Origin of the sequence: Mesotoga sp. Brook.08.YT.4.2.5.2. (assembly GCF_003351125.1) — a bacterium.
In the GTDB taxonomy this organism is placed as follows: domain Bacteria; phylum Thermotogota; class Thermotogae; order Petrotogales; family Kosmotogaceae; genus Mesotoga.
Genome location: NZ_JPGZ01000041.1, coordinates 1 through 15,215, shown reverse-complemented (window position 1 = coordinate 15,215; position 15,215 = coordinate 1). Strand labels below are relative to the sequence as shown.

The window sequence follows — 15,215 nt, the reverse complement described above, 5'->3', positions numbered from 1 at the left end:
CTACACTTAGCCTGTTGGGATTAAGGGAGGTTGTTTTAATGAAGAAGATTGTTGCGATCATTCTGTTGGGTTTAGTTGCTTTTGGAAGTATGGCTTTTGCAGGACCTGGACTCTGGAAGATCCCCGAGGACGAGATAACCGTTGATGGTGGACCGGGTCTGTGGAAGATTCCTGAAGGTCATTGATTTATTAGAGTTGACATTATTCCGATTCATTTGAAAAGCTCGGAGATTATTGAACGCCACAATGCAGTTATTTCTTCTTCTTTAACACTTATTTCTTTGCGCTGAGAAAATTCTATGAATCTTGTGAGGAGACCTTTTGAGATCAATTGGTCGCCTTTTTCTTCTAGGTACTTCAGCGCTCTTGCTTTCGTTATGGCCTTTCTGTACGGCCTGTCGGTTGTCAGCGCGTCGAAGACATCGGCCACCGCAACTATTTGAACAAGCATGTGGATTTCGTTTCCCTTCAGGCCGTCGGGATAACCGTTTCCATCTATTCTCTCGTGATGGTGCCTAACAATGTCTCTTACTGCCTTCGGAAAATTCAGGTCTCTCAAGTAACGTTCGCCATATACCGGGTGTCTTTTTATTTCCGTAAACTCTTCTTCGGTTAAAGACGACGGCTTATTCAGCGTATCGAAAGGAATGTCCACCTTTCCATAATCGTGCAACATCGCGCCAATTGAAAGATTGAAAAGATCTATCTTCTCTAGGTCAAGTTCCTTTCCGAACTCATAGCAAATTTTTAGGACTCGAAGCGTATGGAGAGCAGTATAGTCGTCCTTAAGCCTTAACTCTCTGATAAGCTGACCGAAAACTGAGGAGATGCTCTCGAAAAGATTGTTCACAAAGTCCTTCAGATGAGGCGATGTTGTACTGTAGAGAGTAAGAGACTCGAATGCGCCAACAGAGTTTTCAAGAGCCCTAAAGTGCTCTCCTTTAACCTGCATTATTGACGCTTCAAGAATCAGCGTTTCTCCCTTGATGTAACTGGTCAAAGACTCATCCGGAAGAGACTTGAGTTGATTGAGATAATTCTCCGCTCTGGAAACGTTACCGCTCTTCACGTAGAAGTGTCCAAGAAAAATATATGATACTGCAATGTCTGTCCATTCGATATGAGAATTTATGAGCGATTCAAGTTGTTCGGCAATAACTGCCGCTCTGCTGAGGTCATTCATTTGAAGAAGAATCTTCAAGTTAATCATTAGTTTGTATCCTTTTATTGAAACCACATCGCATCCTTGGACCAGGTCAAGAAGCTCTATTGCCTCAGCAAATCTGTTCTTCGAGTAGAGATAGTCGATCATGTTCAGCTGAACCATTTGCATTCTTGCCGGTGATTCGGCCACTTCTTTTGCTCTCTCATAGAATTTCCATGGATTGTCACCGGTCTGGAGCTGAGTCGAGACCAGGCCAAGATCATTGTAGTATTCAAAGCGCTTCTGGGTCGGTACATACTCCTCCAGTTTCACGAGTTCGGCGAAAAGCGAGAGTGTTTCGTCTCCAAAGCCCATTTCAAATGAAGTCATCATATGGAGCATTTTGAGGTTGATTTCCTGTTCCTTTCCACATTCCTTTGCAATTAGATCCACTGCAAGCTTAGAAACAAGGTAAGCAATCTTGTCCTCTGAATTCCTGGCTAAAAAATACGCTAGAAAGTATATTCCTTCTGCCAGAAGCTCACTTTCCACATCGGAGAAGTCAAATACACCCGTCTCGTCGAATGTTTGAGAGTATGCAAAATCAAGAGCTACCAATATCCCGAGATCTTCTCTCGAGAGATCCTCTTCATCAAGAATAGCCCTCAGCTCAGACCTAAAACTCTCGGGATCATCATAATTGAATCTTAAGGCCAGACCGCAAACTCTAGAATTCTTCAAATCCAACTCCTCTTCCCCTCGATATTTTATCATGCGACCGCCTTTCTGGTAAAATCTCTTGAGTAAATTTAATTATGATGCATTACGATCAGAAAAGCGAACTAATGTCACTGTCCATGCTATTCAGTGACATTCAGCATCAATTATTGCTGCCTGCCATGAGTGTTAGCGCTGTTTAAAGTGCTGACAATAGGAATTGCTCAATATCTGATGACTTTGCAGGTGTCTGGAACGATTTCGACGGGAGGGCTGTTTATGGTAGAAGTCAAGAAACTCCTGGCCAAAGCTCTGGATGAGAACTGTTATGTGATAGAAGAAGAGGAAGTGCTAACAATTGTAGACCCCGGTTATGGTCTCTCAGAAGAGTTTACCAAACTTGTGAGCGACAAGCAAGTACGCATTCTTCTAACTCACGGTCATGCCGATCACACACACGATGCCGATCAGATTGCCGCAAGCGCGATTATTATACATGAATTGGACAGACCATTACTACTAGATCCAAATAAAAGCCTTCTCACCTTTTTCGGAAAAACCCGTCTTCTTATAGAAGAAGGCATGATTGTAACTCCCGAGATTCTTCACAGACCCTGGAAGTGTCTTCACACTCCCGGACATACAAAGGGTTCCTGCTGCTTCATGTACGGAGAGAGATACCTTTTTTCTGGCGATACAGTCTTCTCGAATTCGGTTGGAAGAACTGATTTACCAGACGGCGATGGAATAGAGATGGAGAGGAGTATTAGAAAGCTCAAGCAGTTCTTCATTGAAAGACCTAATTTGATAGTGCTTCCAGGCCACGGACCGGAAACGACGGCTCAAAGTATTCTTAGGGAGAACCCCTTTTTCACGTAGGAATCTCCTTCTTGAAGTTCCTTGATTTCAGCTCCTGAAGCTTCTTGTTCTGTCTGTTCCAGTACTTTCTATTGAAGAAGCCTGCTTCTACCTCTTCTTCCTCTAGAAGCGAGGTCATTTTTCTCGCAATATTCCTGCTCTTATCGAATGCCTGCTCCGAGAGATCATCTGCTTTCATTTTCCCGGCAGTCAACAACAGATCCTGTTCAAACTGAAGGCAGTACTCTCTCCACAACTCTTTTGCCTTTGAGTCTCGTAGAATGGCTAGCCGGATGAATTTCTCCCAGCTCCCCCAGTAGTTGATCCCGTCTTCCGGTTCGTCAAATGGAAGGCTTGATTCGTAGCTATCAAACCATACTGGCTTGAACACAGATAGACAGGGGACACTACTATTAGTTATCCATATTTCTGGCTTCTCTCCCAGAACAACTACCATCGAAGAAGTAGTCTGACTGCTGACTAATGAGGCACCGGCGTGCATACAAATATTTCGCATTGAACCGAGGTGTTTGCTATTTTCGTGATCTCTAAGAATCTCAAAGCTTCTTTCGATACTTACTTCTCCCTCTTCCAGAAGCTCTTGCATTCTTCTAAGTCTTGTTCCTGCGCCCGAGAATTTCCTAATTAGTTTCTTTTCGTATGATTCAGCAAAGCTAAACGCTTTCCCGGGCTTATGCCATCCGTGATTTTCTGCGTTTCGAATGACCTGAGGATGACCATCATCAAAGTCGTCTCCAAGAGTCAGACAGTTTGATATCGCGGCAGATCCTTTCACCTTCTTCGAAACCCAATAGCTATCGGAGGTTTCCAGAACCCACGCATTTTCTCTATCTGCTATCAGAAAAGAGTTGTGATAATATAGATATTTGGTGAAACCTCCGTTAGCTCCCTGACCGTAATCTTCAATCAACTCAACAATCGTTTTGACAGCATGTTCGGCACTTTCCGATCTCTCCAACGCAATCCTCAATATGTCCATACCCAGGAGACCGTCTCTCCGGACCGTCTCCTTCGTGAAAACCGCTTCATTTCCTATAACAACTCCCTTGTCATTGACTCCCATTTCGCCACCCCACATCCACGATGGCTTCGAAATGAGGATCGCGTTAGTCTCGCTAACCTGGCTGACTCTCTGCGTTGTTGTGAACAAATCCGTTCCATTACCTGATAAACGAGGAAAGAAATGGATCGATTGCGGTTCATTTGGCTCACGGTCGCTGTTCTTTCCGAAAATCGTTCTGCCATCTGCTGTAGAACTACCAAGAACTACAAAGGAATCACACATGATCTCACTTCTTATGGACTCTTCAGAAGATATCTCAACTGCCCAAAATACTCATGAAGAGCAGAAAGATTTGCATCGAGCGCCCGCTGGTTAGGAAGAAAATCTACGTAGCTGAGTTTTGTGTGGTCATACATGTAATCCGTTGGAAAAGGCGTAACACGTAGAGAGAACTTCTCAAACGAACTTACCGCCCTTTTCATATGAACGGCAGAAGTCACGAGAATTACACTGCTCCAGTTGAACTGACTGCAGATATCTGCCGTATAATTCGCATTTTCCCAGGTTGTCTGAGCTCTAGGCTCGACAATCACCCTGGCAGATGCGACACCTCGATCAAGAAGCCAATCCCTCATTAGCTCGGCAACAGTAGACGTTGATCGACCGGGCATGAATGATCCTGTCACAATTATCGGCAACTTTGTCTGAAGATGTAGAGTATATGCCTTCGATAACCGCGCTACGGTGTGATTGTCGAGCACCTGACCTTCAGGAGAAATGACTATCCCACTGCTTAGTACCACTATTGCCTGACCGTTCACGGCACGAGGAGCAGTGTATGCCCTCTCTAAAGGCTGAAGATAAAGGTAAGTACCAAGACCAGTTGAAAGTAGATACGCAAAGGAACACAGAACAATAACAACAATTCCTATTACCTTTGTCCGTCTTTCTTCGCCCTTTCTGATCAAGATAACTGCAATTATTAGAAAGATGAGTATGAAAAGTCCTGGCGGTGTCAATATTGCCGAAGCGAATTTTTCAAGATACAGCAATGCCGTCACCTTCTTTCGCTCTTTCCTCCAAGTGCAGCCATTATACCTTGAAGATTGTCAGTTATTATTATGTCGGCTTCACCCTTGATCTTCAAAAGTAGTCCAGGATCGTTTAGAGTCCAAAGCGCAACTTTTATTCCTCTGCTTCTGACAAAGTCGATGAGACTCACTCCCAGCTCAAAACCAATCTCATCAAACAGCTGAACCGGAAGATTAAATGAAAATGGTTTGTACTCCATGAGTTCTTCAAAATACTTGGCAGGATTCTTTCCCCTTGCTTCTTCACCGATAAGAAGCCCAATATTCGCCTGAATATCACATTCCTTAACTCTTCGCATACAATCGTGATGGAAGGAAGAGAAGAGAGTTCTTTCCATCGCATTGAAGCTTTTCACCAACGGAACAACTACATCAGCGGCCCGGGGATCCTTGATCTCAACATTTATATAGGCCGTTTCGGGAAGCTCAAGATAAACTTCTTCGAGCGTGGTAAGGCCTTCTGGATTGACGAGATTCATCTTCTTCAAGTTCTTGAAAGTCGTCTCTCCGACTACAACGTCTGCCCCGAATGTTCTCTTCAGATCGGGATCGTGATTCACTACAAGCACCCCATCGCTGGTAATTTGAACATCAAGTTCTACACCATCTGCTCCAATCTCAACTGCCTTGATTAAAGAAAGGAGGGAATTTTCCCCATCCCCTATACCCATGCCCCTGTGTCCTAGAATTATAGGTCTGGAATCCATAAGAACCTCCGTTTCCTGCAAATGACTTTCATCAATGCAAATCAACTTGACTTACATCTGAAACCCCGTTTCTCGCTCCTCAATTCCGGCAACTGCACATATTCACAATTATAGCAGCATACTTTGCCTGTTCATGAGTATACGTGAATATGCTGATTTTCTTCAGGAGAAGAAAAGGAATTATACTTGTAATAGACATTATATGGAGGCGATACCTTGGAGAGAATTACTGAGCATCCATTGCTTTCGTTTGAGCGCAGCGAGAAGATCACTTTCTTTTTCGAAGGGAGAGAGCTTTTGGCGTATTTGGGTGAGTCCATTGCGGCTGCTCTACATGCAAATGGTATAAGAAATCTGCGATACAGCCCCAAGAAAAACCGCCCTCAAGGGCTTTTCTGCGCAATAGGAAAGTGTTCTTCCTGCTTAATGGAAGTAGATGGAAAACCAAATGTTCGCACTTGCATAACTCCGGTGAGACCCGGAATGAAAGTTAGAAGGCAGTCAGGCAAGGGTGAGATCATTGAATAATCTCGATCTTCTTGTTGTAGGCGGTGGACCGGCCGGATTGTCTGGCGCATTAGAAGCAGCGAGAAGCGGTCTGTCGGTACTGCTGGTAGATGAAGCGGTTTCCACTGGAGGACAGCTCATCAAGCAGACACACAAGTTCTTTGGCAATGAGGGTTTCTTTGCGTCAGTTAGGGGATATGAGATAGCCGATAGATTGAACGAAGAGCTGAACTCATTCGAGAATGCCAGAATACTGACGGAGCACTCTGTCATCGCAATCTATCCCGACGGTGTCCCAGTAGTAGATATGAAAAGGGACACGACTGAAGTGTTAATGCCTAAGAAGATACTTCTAGCATCGGGCGCATCAGAGAAATTCCTGCAGTTCGAGAACAATGATCTACCAGGTGTATACGGAGCCGGTGCCGTCCAGACTCTCATGAACCAGTTCGGTATTCTTCCCGGCACGAATGTTCTGATGATCGGGTCGGGAAATATCGGCCTTATTGTCTCTTACCAGCTTATGCAGGCCGGTGCAGAGGTAAAAGCAATAATCGAGGCTTCTGACAAAATCGGGGGCTATCAGGTGCATGCCGACAAAGTGAAACGACTGGGTATCCCAGTAAATCTAAGGCACACAATCTCAAGAGCCATCGGAAAGGATTCAGTCAAAGGAGCTGTGGTTTCTGAGCTTGACGAGAGATGGAGACCGATTCCGGGAACAGAAAGAGAGTTCGTGGTCGATACCATATGCATCGCAGTGGGATTATCCCCATCGATAGAACTAGCTGCCCAAGCTGGTTGCGTGATTGAATACATACAGGAGTTAGGAGGTTATGTCCCTCTGAGAAATGATGACATGAGAACCTCAATACCCGACCTGTTCGTGGCTGGTGATGTTTCGGGAATAGAAGAGGCAACAACGGCAATGATAGAAGGAAGAATTGCTGGACTTACAATCGTTGAAGACTTAACTGGCAGATGTGATCAGGAACGGCTGAACTACTTGAAGGAAACATTAAGGAAGTTCCGCAGTGGTCCTTCTTCATCAAAGACGAGGTCCGGTATAAGAAAACTCGGAGGGAAAGTTGAGGAGGCTTCTTTCAGTGAAAGAATTGAATGTGACTTCGATAGCTACAAAGGAAAGTTGCGACCCATAATCGAGTGCTTTGAGCCGATCCCCTGTAATCCTTGCGAAACGAGTTGTCCGGTTGGAGCGATAAGAGTTGGAGAGAACATCAACTCTATTCCCACAATAGACTATTCCAGGTGTACTGGTTGTAGCATTTGCGCCACTAAGTGCCCAGGTCTTGCGATTTTTATGTTCAGAGAGAACAAAGACGGAACCTCATCGATCGGTATCCCCTACGAGTTTCTTCCCCTGCCCGTAAAGGGTCAGTATGTAAGTGCATTGGGAAGGAATGGGGAAGTGATATGTACGGCAGAGGTGGAAAGAGTAGCAAGGTCTCCAAACAAAACAAATCTTGTCTACATCATTGTTCCTTCGGAAGTTGCACAAGGAGTTAGAAACATTTTCGTGCCTTCACAAGAGGCAGAAACCATTGTATGCCGTTGTGAAGAAGTCACAGTAGATCAGATAAGAAAAGCGATAAAAGATGGGTATAAGGATTTCGAAGAACTGCGCAGGTACTTGAGAATAAGTATGGGACCCTGCGGAGGTAGGACGTGCAGACTAAATACTTTGATGATTCTGTCAAGGGAGACGGGAGTGCCTGTTGAAGAGCTTGCTCCAGGGATATTCAGACCACCTTCTATGCCTGTAAGCTTCAAAGCAATAGCTGAAACTGGGGTTGATGATAGTGAAGAGTAGGTACAAAGTTGTTGTTATCGGCGGAGGTGTAATCGGAACTGCAGTTGCCTTCTATCTTGCAAAAAATGGTGTGAGCGATGTTGTTGTTCTTGAAAAAGACTATCTTTCTTCAGGTTCTACTGGTCGGTGTGGCGGAGGCATAAGACAGCAATGGTCTGAGAGAATGAATGTGAGACTGGCAATGCGGAGTGTTGAGCATTTTAAGAGATTCGAAAGCGAAGTGGGGTTCGATATCGAATACTTTCAGGGAGGTTATCTTCTTCTGGCCTACACAGAAGAAGAGGTTTTGCTTTTCGAAAGAAACACCAAGATGCAACAGGAAGAGAATCTTGATGTTGAGCTCCTGTCAAAAAACGAAGCATCTTCGAAGTTCTCGTTTATCGACATGTCAGGTGTTAGAGCCGCCGCTTACTGTTCAAGTGATGGTCACGCAAATCCTCACCTGACAACGTTTGCATATGCTAGGGCCGCTGAGAGAATGGGGGTTGAGATCTTAACTCATACATCTGCAGAAAATATCATTACCGAAGATGGAAGAATTGTGGCTGTGCAAACAAGCAAAGGTAAGATCGAAACAGAAGTTGTCGTTAACGCTGCCGGCGGATACTCCCATGAGGTGGGGGCGATGGCTGGAGTTGAGCTTCCTACTGAGTCCTATAGACACCAGATCTTCGTAACGGAGCCTCTAGAGCATATTATGGATCCGCTGGTCATAAGTTTCGAGAATAACTTCTACATAAGACAGACAAAGGCGGGAAACTTCATCATGGGGCAGGGTGACAAGGACGAACTCCCTGGACATAATGTTACCCCAACTTGGAAGTTCCTAAGAGAAATGACCGAGAAGATGCCTAAATTCTTTCCATTCCTACGCGACGTTAGAGTATTGAGACACTGGGCAGGTCTCTATAACATGTCTCCCGATGCTCAACCCATCATCGATCGCGCCGTCGATATTGATAACTTCTACTATGCAATTGGGTTCTCCGGTCACGGATTCATGTTAGCACCGGCTGTTGGAGAGGCTGTCGCCGAATGGATAGTACATGGAGAACCGAGAAGCGTTGACATTTCAAACCTGAGCCTAAATAGATTCCAGGAAGGCTTTACAATAGAAAAAAACGTAGTATAGGAGGTTACGAAGATGTTTGAAGCGACAGATTTCCAGATAATCCCGCCTTTTGCAAACGAGCCTTATATCAATCCCGACGATCCCGACGTAAGATCCTTAATGAATCATGCTTTTGAGAAGATCCGATCTCAAGGTAAGGATTATGATCTGTTCATCGGAGGCAAATACTATTCGACCGACAAGAAAATCATCTCAACAAATCCAGCAAATCCAAATGAAGTCGTCGGGAGGGTTTCAAAAGCCAACAAGGACTTTGTGGACAAGGCAATGGAAACCGCTTATCAAGCATTCAAAACATGGAGCAGGCTGCCGGCTTCAGAAAGGGTCAAGCCTTTCCTAAGAGCTGCACGCATTATGAGGGAAAGACGGTTCGAACTTGATGCAACTATGATTCTCGAAGTTGGTAAGAGTTGGATAGAAGCAGACGCCGATCTTGCAGAAGCGATAGACTTTCTTGAATTCTACTCTAGAGAAGCCCTCAGATACGCGAGTCCTCAGCCACTTGTTCAGATTCCAGGCGAACTAAATGAACTGATATATATCCCGTTAGGAGTTGGGGCAATCATTCCTCCCTGGAATTTCCCTGGGGCGATTATGGCTGGTATGACAACAGCGGCCGCAGTTTCGGGAAACTGTGTACTACTGAAACCCGCATCGGACTCACCGGTGATAGCTGCTAAATTTGTTGAAATACTTAAGGAAGCGGGACTTCCAGATGGGGTAGTCAACTTTGTGCCAGGTTCGGGAAGTGAAATCGGCGATTATCTGGTAGAGCATCCGCTTACAAGGTTCATCTCGTTCACGGGTTCGAAAGAAGTTGGATTGAGAATTAACGAACTGGCGGCAAAGCATAACAATGGGCAGATATGGGTGAAGAGAGTGGTTCTGGAAATGGGAGGCAAAGACTGTGTGGTCATTGATGAAACGGCCGATATTTGTGCAGCTTCATCTGGAGCTGTAGCTAGTGCGTTTGGCTTTCAAGGGCAGAAATGTTCCGCCGGATCAAGGATTATCGTGGTCGAGGATGTCTATGACGAGATAGTTCGATTAGTGAAGGAGAAAACCGAGGCTCTAACCGTCGGAGATACAACTGATCCTAGCAACTACATCGGCCCCGTCATCAACGAAGGCGCAGTGGCCAAGATTCTGAGCTACATTGATGTTGGGAAGAGAGAAGGCAAATTGATAACCGGAGGTAACTCTCTCCAAAGAGAAGGATATTTCATAGAGCCTACAGTGTTTGCCGACGTGTCGCCTGATGCAGTGATTGCACAAGAAGAGATCTTCGGACCGGTAACAGCGATTATCAGAGCACACGATTTTGATCACGCAATCGAGATTGCCAACGGTACGGAGTACGGACTAACCGGGGCGCTTTACAGCAAGGATAGGAAGAGAATCGAGAGAGCTAAGGCAGAGATTCACGTTGGAAATCTATACTTTAACAGGAAGTGTACTGGAGCACTTGTAGGCGTTCAACCGTTCGGTGGATTCAATATGTCTGGTACAGATTCCAAAGCAGGTGGAAGAGATTATTTGCTGCTTTTCCTCCAGGGAAAATCGATTAGCGAAAAAATCCTCTAGTATGCAAGAAGGCCCTTTGCGGGCCCTTCTTGCATTATCAATTTCGCTCCACAACTCTCTTGACCCAAACTGTTCCGCTGAGATGGATGGTTGCTGTTGAAGTTGAAGTGGCGGCATATTTGTAGATTGCCACCCAATGGATATCTTATGCCATCCCACCAGTGATAATCTCGAGAAGTATTTCCAGAGCCTTGGAATCTCTCGATTCAATTTCGAAATAGTTTTCTCCCGGATTAATCACATTAAATAGCCTGTGATCTGCTATGACAGACGGGTTGTCTAAAAACCTCGGCAGATCTTTGTTTTCTTGGCTCTCTGAACACGTAAAAGTCGATGTTTATTGAGTCTTGTGGGTGAGGGTTTTGGAGAGCCCATTCAACTCGCGCCATGACTTCAAGACCAACAACTGCGAAATTGTCAGGAAGATCCAACTGCGTCTGCTTTCTGGCCTCGCAAACCCTTGGAGCTTATTCCATTCTCTTGTGCAATCTCTTCAAGTGTCTTGTCTGTCTCTGCAAACTCCTTAGCTAATCTAAGTTTGAACTCAGGATCATAACTCTTGCCTCTCGGATGCTTCATCCATATTCACCCCTTCTTAGTCTACTATTCCTAACTTACTTGTCCAATTCCCCTGGGGGGTGAATACGCAAATGATCTCGTCCAACTAAGGAACTGTCTCGGTTCCGAAGGCAAAGCTCGAAAACGCAACGGAACTCCCGCGAAGTTCAAAATCAATGGCTTCTTTTATCCCTTCAACGATCGGAATAGATACTGGAAACAAGTACAAGCATGAACTCGCGAACATGATCACGAAAGATCAAGAGAGTAACAAGAATGCTTTCTTCAGTATTTATAACGCCTCCCTTCTCATTTTCCATTTATTGAGACTAGAATCTTAATCGATTATCGCCATTACTTCTTTCACAACATCGTCGGTCAATCTTTCCTTCAAATCTAGGGCTTTGAGGTTTTCTCTAAGCTGTTCAACCCTACTAACTCCAAGGATAATTGAACTAACGTTTTCATTCTTGAGGATCCAGGCAAGTGCCAGCTGAGCGAGTCCCGTCCCGAGCTTCTCTGCGACATCTGCCAGTTTGGCAACCTTTCTTAGATTTTCTTCAGAGAATATTCTGTTCTCTTCAAGGTGCTTTTTCAAACCGGGGAACTTGGCTAACCTACTGTTTTCCGGAATACCACTGTTGTACTTCCCCGTAAGAAGACCACTGGCAAGAGGGCTCCAAACAGTAAGACCAAGACCGTACTGTTTGTAGATAGACTGATACTCCGATTCAACCCTTTCTCTCACAAACATGTTGTACTGCGGCTGCTCAACAACAGGAGGAATGGCATTCAACTTCTCGGCAGCTTTGTGGGCTTCTTCCAGCTCTTTAGAACTCCATTCAGATGTCCCCCAGTAGAAGGCAAGACCGTTTCTGACAATGTAATCCATTCCAAGGACTACTTCCTCCATCGGAGTCTCGGGATCCGGTCTGTGAGCATATAGTATATCAACATAATTAAGCTGGAGTCGTTTGAGAGAATTCCAGGTCCCCTCAAGAAGGTGCTTTCTTGAGAGTCCCTTCTGATTTGGTTTGCTTCCTCCCCAGAAGATCTTCGTGGAAACGACAACTTCCTCTCTTTTGAACTCCTTCAGGATCTCGCCCATCATTGATTCGGCCATACCGCTGGCGTATGCCTCAGCGGTATCAAAGAAGTTAATTCCCGCTTTATATGCCTCTCTCATGGTTTCTCTTGCGTTATCGATATCTAGTTGCGCTCCAAAAGTAAGCCATGATCCGAGACTCAGCTCACTAATAAGAAGACCACTTCTTCCAACTTTGCGATATTCCATAACTTGTCGAACCTCCTTCTCAATGCCGATATAGATTGTTTTAATTATATCATTGTATTCTTTGAAACAGATCATGTGAAGGGGGAAACGACAATCGGTTAGCAAAAAGCTTTTGAGAACACGAGAGCGTGGTTTGATGTCAAAAAGCAGGACGATAAGGGCCGGAGCAAGGTTTGTTTTGCAGCCAGAACGGCCAGTCAAACTGCGTATGGTAAGCCTCTGGTTGCCCGTCCACCGCTTCTTTCATGCACTCGGCAAATCCCTGATCTCATCAACAGTATCTGGACTTCGATTTCTACATATGAATAGGATCAACGTTTGGCGACTTTTTATCATCGACAGAAAGAGTATTGGAGTGAACCCGTTACACACAACTCAGTTGTTGAATGGATTTTCTTTCTTCTCTGATAAACTTGGAGTGAGATAAGAAGAGGAGGTGTTGCATATGTTGGAGAGAACGGATGGGGTATCCGGCATAGAAGGTATCACTTATCAAACTTTGAGCGGTCTCAGCTATTGGGCTGGATTTGTCGGTATATGGACTATAGTAGGTGCCGTTCTTGGGATTATTGGGTCTATCGTAGGTATGGTGGCAAACCCCTTCTCGATTTTCGGTGCTATAAGCGCAGTAGTTGCTTTGATTATGGGGCTGAAACTTAGGAGTTCGAAGAAGGAATTAGACTCGTTTGTCCAATCAAAGGCGTCAATCAACTTGGAAATTGCGCTTGACAGCCTTAGACATTACTTCAGAATTCAGGGAATACTAATAATCCTAGCCCTTGTATTCATAGTTATAACAATAGTTTCCATGGCTGCTATGGGTAGTCTAATGGCAAATTACATGAATAGCTTCTGAAATAGCCAAACTTTGGAGGTGACTAGTTGTTCGTTCTGAATATAGTACTTTTCGCAATAATAGCTATACTCGTTCTCCTTTTCTTCCAGTCGAGAAAGAAGACGAGTTTCAAATCGGAATCGATAATCCATAAGGTAGAGAGAATCTCTGAGTTGAGCACTGCCAAGATGACTACCTTGCTGATTTTCGAACCCGAGAGAGGAAGTCTCGTTCCAGGAACGGTCCAACGATTCATCTTCATCGTTCCATTCCAGGTACGTGGTTATCTCGATCTGAGGAGATTAAGGGAAGATTCCATAGAGGTCCATGAAGGTGAAGCAAGAAGAATAAAACTCACCCTTCCTGCTCCCAAACTCGAAGTGACGATACCTCAGAGTAAGATTCCAGACATCAAAGTAATCAATCAAAGCGGAGTACTCGTAAGAATCTTTGGTAACAGGGATATGCTTAAGACATTTCAGTCATACAGTAAGGAGATTGAGAAACAGGCACTTCAGAGTGCATATGAGATGGGGGTTGAAGAGACTTCAAAAGAAAGCGCGAGAAACTTCTTTCATGGGCTCTTTCTTGGAATGGGATTCGATGAGGTAGTTGTTCTTTTTGAGCAAGATCAGGTGCCTGACGCACAACCTTCATCTGAAACGATCAGAAGTGAAAGAAAAGGTTGAGCTTACAGAAGCTGACGTCCACGAAATGAAAACATTTAGGTCAATCAATACAACGAACTCAGGTTTCGATTAGATAGAAAGGGGGATGTTTATGAAGAGATGGATGGTCTACGTTCTAGTTGTTGCTGGTGTGGCTGCAATAATACTTATTATTACGCTTCCCGGAGTCCTAAACAAGGAGCCGCAGATAGAATTACCTGTGCAGGTGGTCAACCAGGGTGAAAAGCTCTCTGTGAATCTGAAGCAATTTGTCAGTGATGAAAAAGTTGACGAGGTTGCTCTTGAACTGATAGATGGGCCCGGTGTTTTGTCTGGCTTTTCTTACACTTTTGAACCAGGGTTTTCGTACGCTGGGGAGATCGCTGTCAGGATTCGCGCAACGGATGAACAAGGAAAGAGCTCTGAAGATGAAATGCTTGTTAATGTGATAAGGGTGAATCGACCTCCCGAAATCGATACATCTCCTGTTGTAGTGAATGAAGGAGAGACGCTTTCTATAGACCTGAATTCAATTGCCGTTGATCCAGATGGAGACAACCTGGAATTCTCGGTTGAGGGGCCGGGCGAGCTGGAAGGAAGTATCTACACCTATTCCCCAGGCTACAACGATGCCGGTAATGGCGTCTTGAGAGTAATTGCCAGAGATACTCACGGTAATGAGACAGCTCGCGACATTCCACTCGAAATCATTGATGTCAATGCTCCACCAGTAGTAATGCAAATCAAGAATCAAGTAGTCAACGAGGGAGAACGTATATCGGTGGATATTGCCTCTGCTGTCGTCGACGTAGATGGAGATGAAATCTTCTTCAGTATAGAACAAGGTCCTGGACTACTTGAAGATGGTTTATTCGTATATGAGCCTTCTTTTGCAGATGCTGGAACGAAGAGCGTGATTATCAGGGTAGAAGACAGTTACGGGAACGAAGCCTTTTCAAGCTTCGAGGTCGAAGTCAAAGACTTTAACCGTCCCCCAAAGCTTCTCTTAAGTGACATCGTCTTGAACGAGGGCGATACAGTGGAAATTGACTTCGTCGAAAGGGTTATCGATCCCGATGGAGACGAGGTAAGCTTTGCTATCGAAGGACCGGGAGAAATTGTCGATGGCAAGTACAAGTACACTCCTCGTTTCGGCGAAGCTGGCGAGGAATCTGTTACAGTATTCCTGGAAGACGAGAAGGGTGGAACAAGTACTGCAGCTTTTAGAATAAGAGTGAACGAAGTCAACAGACCGCCAACAGTAT

15 protein-coding genes are annotated in these 15,215 nt (G+C 44.9%); 9 read left to right on the top strand and 6 right to left on the bottom strand.

The window, feature by feature from the left end:
* Positions 1-185: hypothetical protein (locus tag Q502_RS14340; protein ID WP_220152704.1), on the top strand; the 185-nt coding region annotated here is incomplete at its 5' end.
* A gap of 26 nt (positions 186-211) precedes the next feature.
* Here the strand turns inward: Q502_RS14340 and Q502_RS11385 are convergent.
* Positions 212-1,885: an HD-GYP domain-containing protein gene (locus Q502_RS11385; RefSeq protein ID WP_243392327.1), complete on the bottom strand. Its 1,674-nt coding sequence runs from the start codon at positions 1,883-1,885 to the stop codon at positions 212-214.
* Positions 1,886-2,140: 255 nt separating this feature from the next.
* Here Q502_RS11385 and Q502_RS11380 point away from each other — a divergent pair, with 255 nt between their 5' ends.
* The gene (locus tag Q502_RS11380; protein WP_243392326.1) at positions 2,141-2,740 is read left to right on the top strand and encodes an MBL fold metallo-hydrolase; all 600 of its coding nucleotides are present in this window, start codon (positions 2,141-2,143) and stop codon (positions 2,738-2,740) included.
* Here the strand turns inward: Q502_RS11380 and Q502_RS11375 are convergent.
* Genes Q502_RS11375 through Q502_RS11365 form a run of 3 tightly spaced genes read right to left on the bottom strand, consistent with a single transcriptional unit; the run spans position 2,733 to position 5,541 of the window.
* The gene (locus tag Q502_RS11375; protein ID WP_099829989.1) at positions 2,733-4,025 is read right to left on the bottom strand and encodes a carcinine hydrolase/isopenicillin-N N-acyltransferase family protein; all 1,293 of its coding nucleotides are present in this window, start codon (positions 4,023-4,025) and stop codon (positions 2,733-2,735) included. The two genes, Q502_RS11380 and Q502_RS11375, sit on opposite strands and share 8 nt — an antisense overlap.
* Before the next feature lie 11 nt (positions 4,026-4,036).
* Positions 4,037-4,804 (bottom strand): YdcF family protein, encoded by a 768-nt coding sequence (locus tag Q502_RS11370; protein WP_099829988.1) that lies wholly within the window; start codon positions 4,802-4,804, stop codon positions 4,037-4,039.
* Positions 4,801-5,541, bottom strand: coding sequence for a glycerophosphodiester phosphodiesterase family protein (locus Q502_RS11365; RefSeq protein WP_099829987.1), 741 nt, complete (start codon positions 5,539-5,541; stop codon positions 4,801-4,803). Before Q502_RS11365 ends, Q502_RS11370 begins: the two co-directional genes overlap by 4 nt.
* Before the next feature lie 216 nt (positions 5,542-5,757).
* Between Q502_RS11365 and Q502_RS11360 the strand changes: the two genes are divergently transcribed.
* Genes Q502_RS11360 through pruA form a run of 4 tightly spaced genes read left to right on the top strand, consistent with a single transcriptional unit; the run spans position 5,758 to position 10,595 of the window.
* Positions 5,758-6,069: a (2Fe-2S)-binding protein gene (locus tag Q502_RS11360; protein ID WP_099829986.1), complete on the top strand. Its 312-nt coding sequence runs from the start codon at positions 5,758-5,760 to the stop codon at positions 6,067-6,069.
* The gene (locus tag Q502_RS11355) at positions 6,062-7,879 is read left to right on the top strand and encodes an FAD-dependent oxidoreductase (protein ID WP_099829985.1); all 1,818 of its coding nucleotides are present in this window, start codon (positions 6,062-6,064) and stop codon (positions 7,877-7,879) included. The genes Q502_RS11360 and Q502_RS11355 overlap by 8 nt, the downstream gene beginning before the upstream one ends.
* On the top strand, positions 7,863-9,011 hold the full coding sequence (locus Q502_RS11350) for an FAD-binding oxidoreductase (RefSeq protein WP_099829984.1): 1,149 nt from the start codon (positions 7,863-7,865) through the stop codon (positions 9,009-9,011). Before Q502_RS11355 ends, Q502_RS11350 begins: the two co-directional genes overlap by 17 nt.
* A 12-nt stretch (positions 9,012-9,023) precedes the next feature.
* A complete protein-coding gene (gene pruA / locus Q502_RS11345) occupies positions 9,024-10,595 on the top strand; it encodes an L-glutamate gamma-semialdehyde dehydrogenase (protein WP_099829983.1) in 1,572 nt (523 codons plus the stop codon).
* A gap of 417 nt (positions 10,596-11,012) precedes the next feature.
* On the opposite strand, the gene Q502_RS11340 is transcribed toward pruA, so the two are convergent.
* Entirely contained in the window at positions 11,013-11,174 is a 162-nt protein-coding gene (locus tag Q502_RS11340) for a transposase (RefSeq protein ID WP_108702527.1), read from the bottom strand.
* Positions 11,175-11,490: 316 nt separating this feature from the next.
* Positions 11,491-12,447 carry an aldo/keto reductase gene (locus tag Q502_RS11335; RefSeq protein ID WP_099829982.1) on the bottom strand — a complete coding sequence of 319 codons (957 nt, stop codon included), beginning with the start codon at positions 12,445-12,447 and terminating at the stop codon, positions 11,491-11,493.
* Between the two features lie 445 nt (positions 12,448-12,892).
* Between Q502_RS11335 and Q502_RS11330 the strand changes: the two genes are divergently transcribed.
* From Q502_RS11330 to Q502_RS11320, 3 genes are all read left to right on the top strand, one after another.
* A complete protein-coding gene (locus tag Q502_RS11330) occupies positions 12,893-13,303 on the top strand; it encodes a DUF5362 family protein (protein WP_099829981.1) in 411 nt (136 codons plus the stop codon).
* Positions 13,304-13,329: 26 nt separating this feature from the next.
* Positions 13,330-13,971, top strand: a complete 642-nt coding sequence (locus Q502_RS11325; RefSeq protein WP_099829980.1) for a DUF4230 domain-containing protein — start codon at positions 13,330-13,332, stop codon at positions 13,969-13,971.
* 91 nt (positions 13,972-14,062) lie between these two features.
* Positions 14,063-15,215 (top strand): Ig-like domain-containing protein (locus Q502_RS11320; RefSeq protein WP_374704113.1); only part of this gene is annotated, 1,153 nt, incomplete at its 3' end.

Coding starts and splice junctions, on each gene's coding strand:
- Q502_RS11375 (WP_099829989.1), bottom strand. CDS start 4,025: ATGTGTGATTCCTTTGTAGTTCTTGGTAGTTCTACAGCAGATGGCAGA.
- Q502_RS11380 (WP_243392326.1), top strand. CDS start 2,141: ATGGTAGAAGTCAAGAAACTCCTGGCCAAAGCTCTGGATGAGAACTGT.
- Q502_RS11335 (WP_099829982.1), bottom strand. CDS start 12,447: ATGGAATATCGCAAAGTTGGAAGAAGTGGTCTTCTTATTAGTGAGCTG.
- Q502_RS11330 (WP_099829981.1), top strand. CDS start 12,893: ATGTTGGAGAGAACGGATGGGGTATCCGGCATAGAAGGTATCACTTAT.
- Q502_RS11365 (WP_099829987.1), bottom strand. CDS start 5,541: ATGGATTCCAGACCTATAATTCTAGGACACAGGGGCATGGGTATAGGG.
- Q502_RS11350 (WP_099829984.1), top strand. CDS start 7,863: ATGATAGTGAAGAGTAGGTACAAAGTTGTTGTTATCGGCGGAGGTGTA.
- pruA (WP_099829983.1), top strand. CDS start 9,024: ATGTTTGAAGCGACAGATTTCCAGATAATCCCGCCTTTTGCAAACGAG.
- Q502_RS11340 (WP_108702527.1), bottom strand. CDS start 11,174: ATGAAGCATCCGAGAGGCAAGAGTTATGATCCTGAGTTCAAACTTAGA.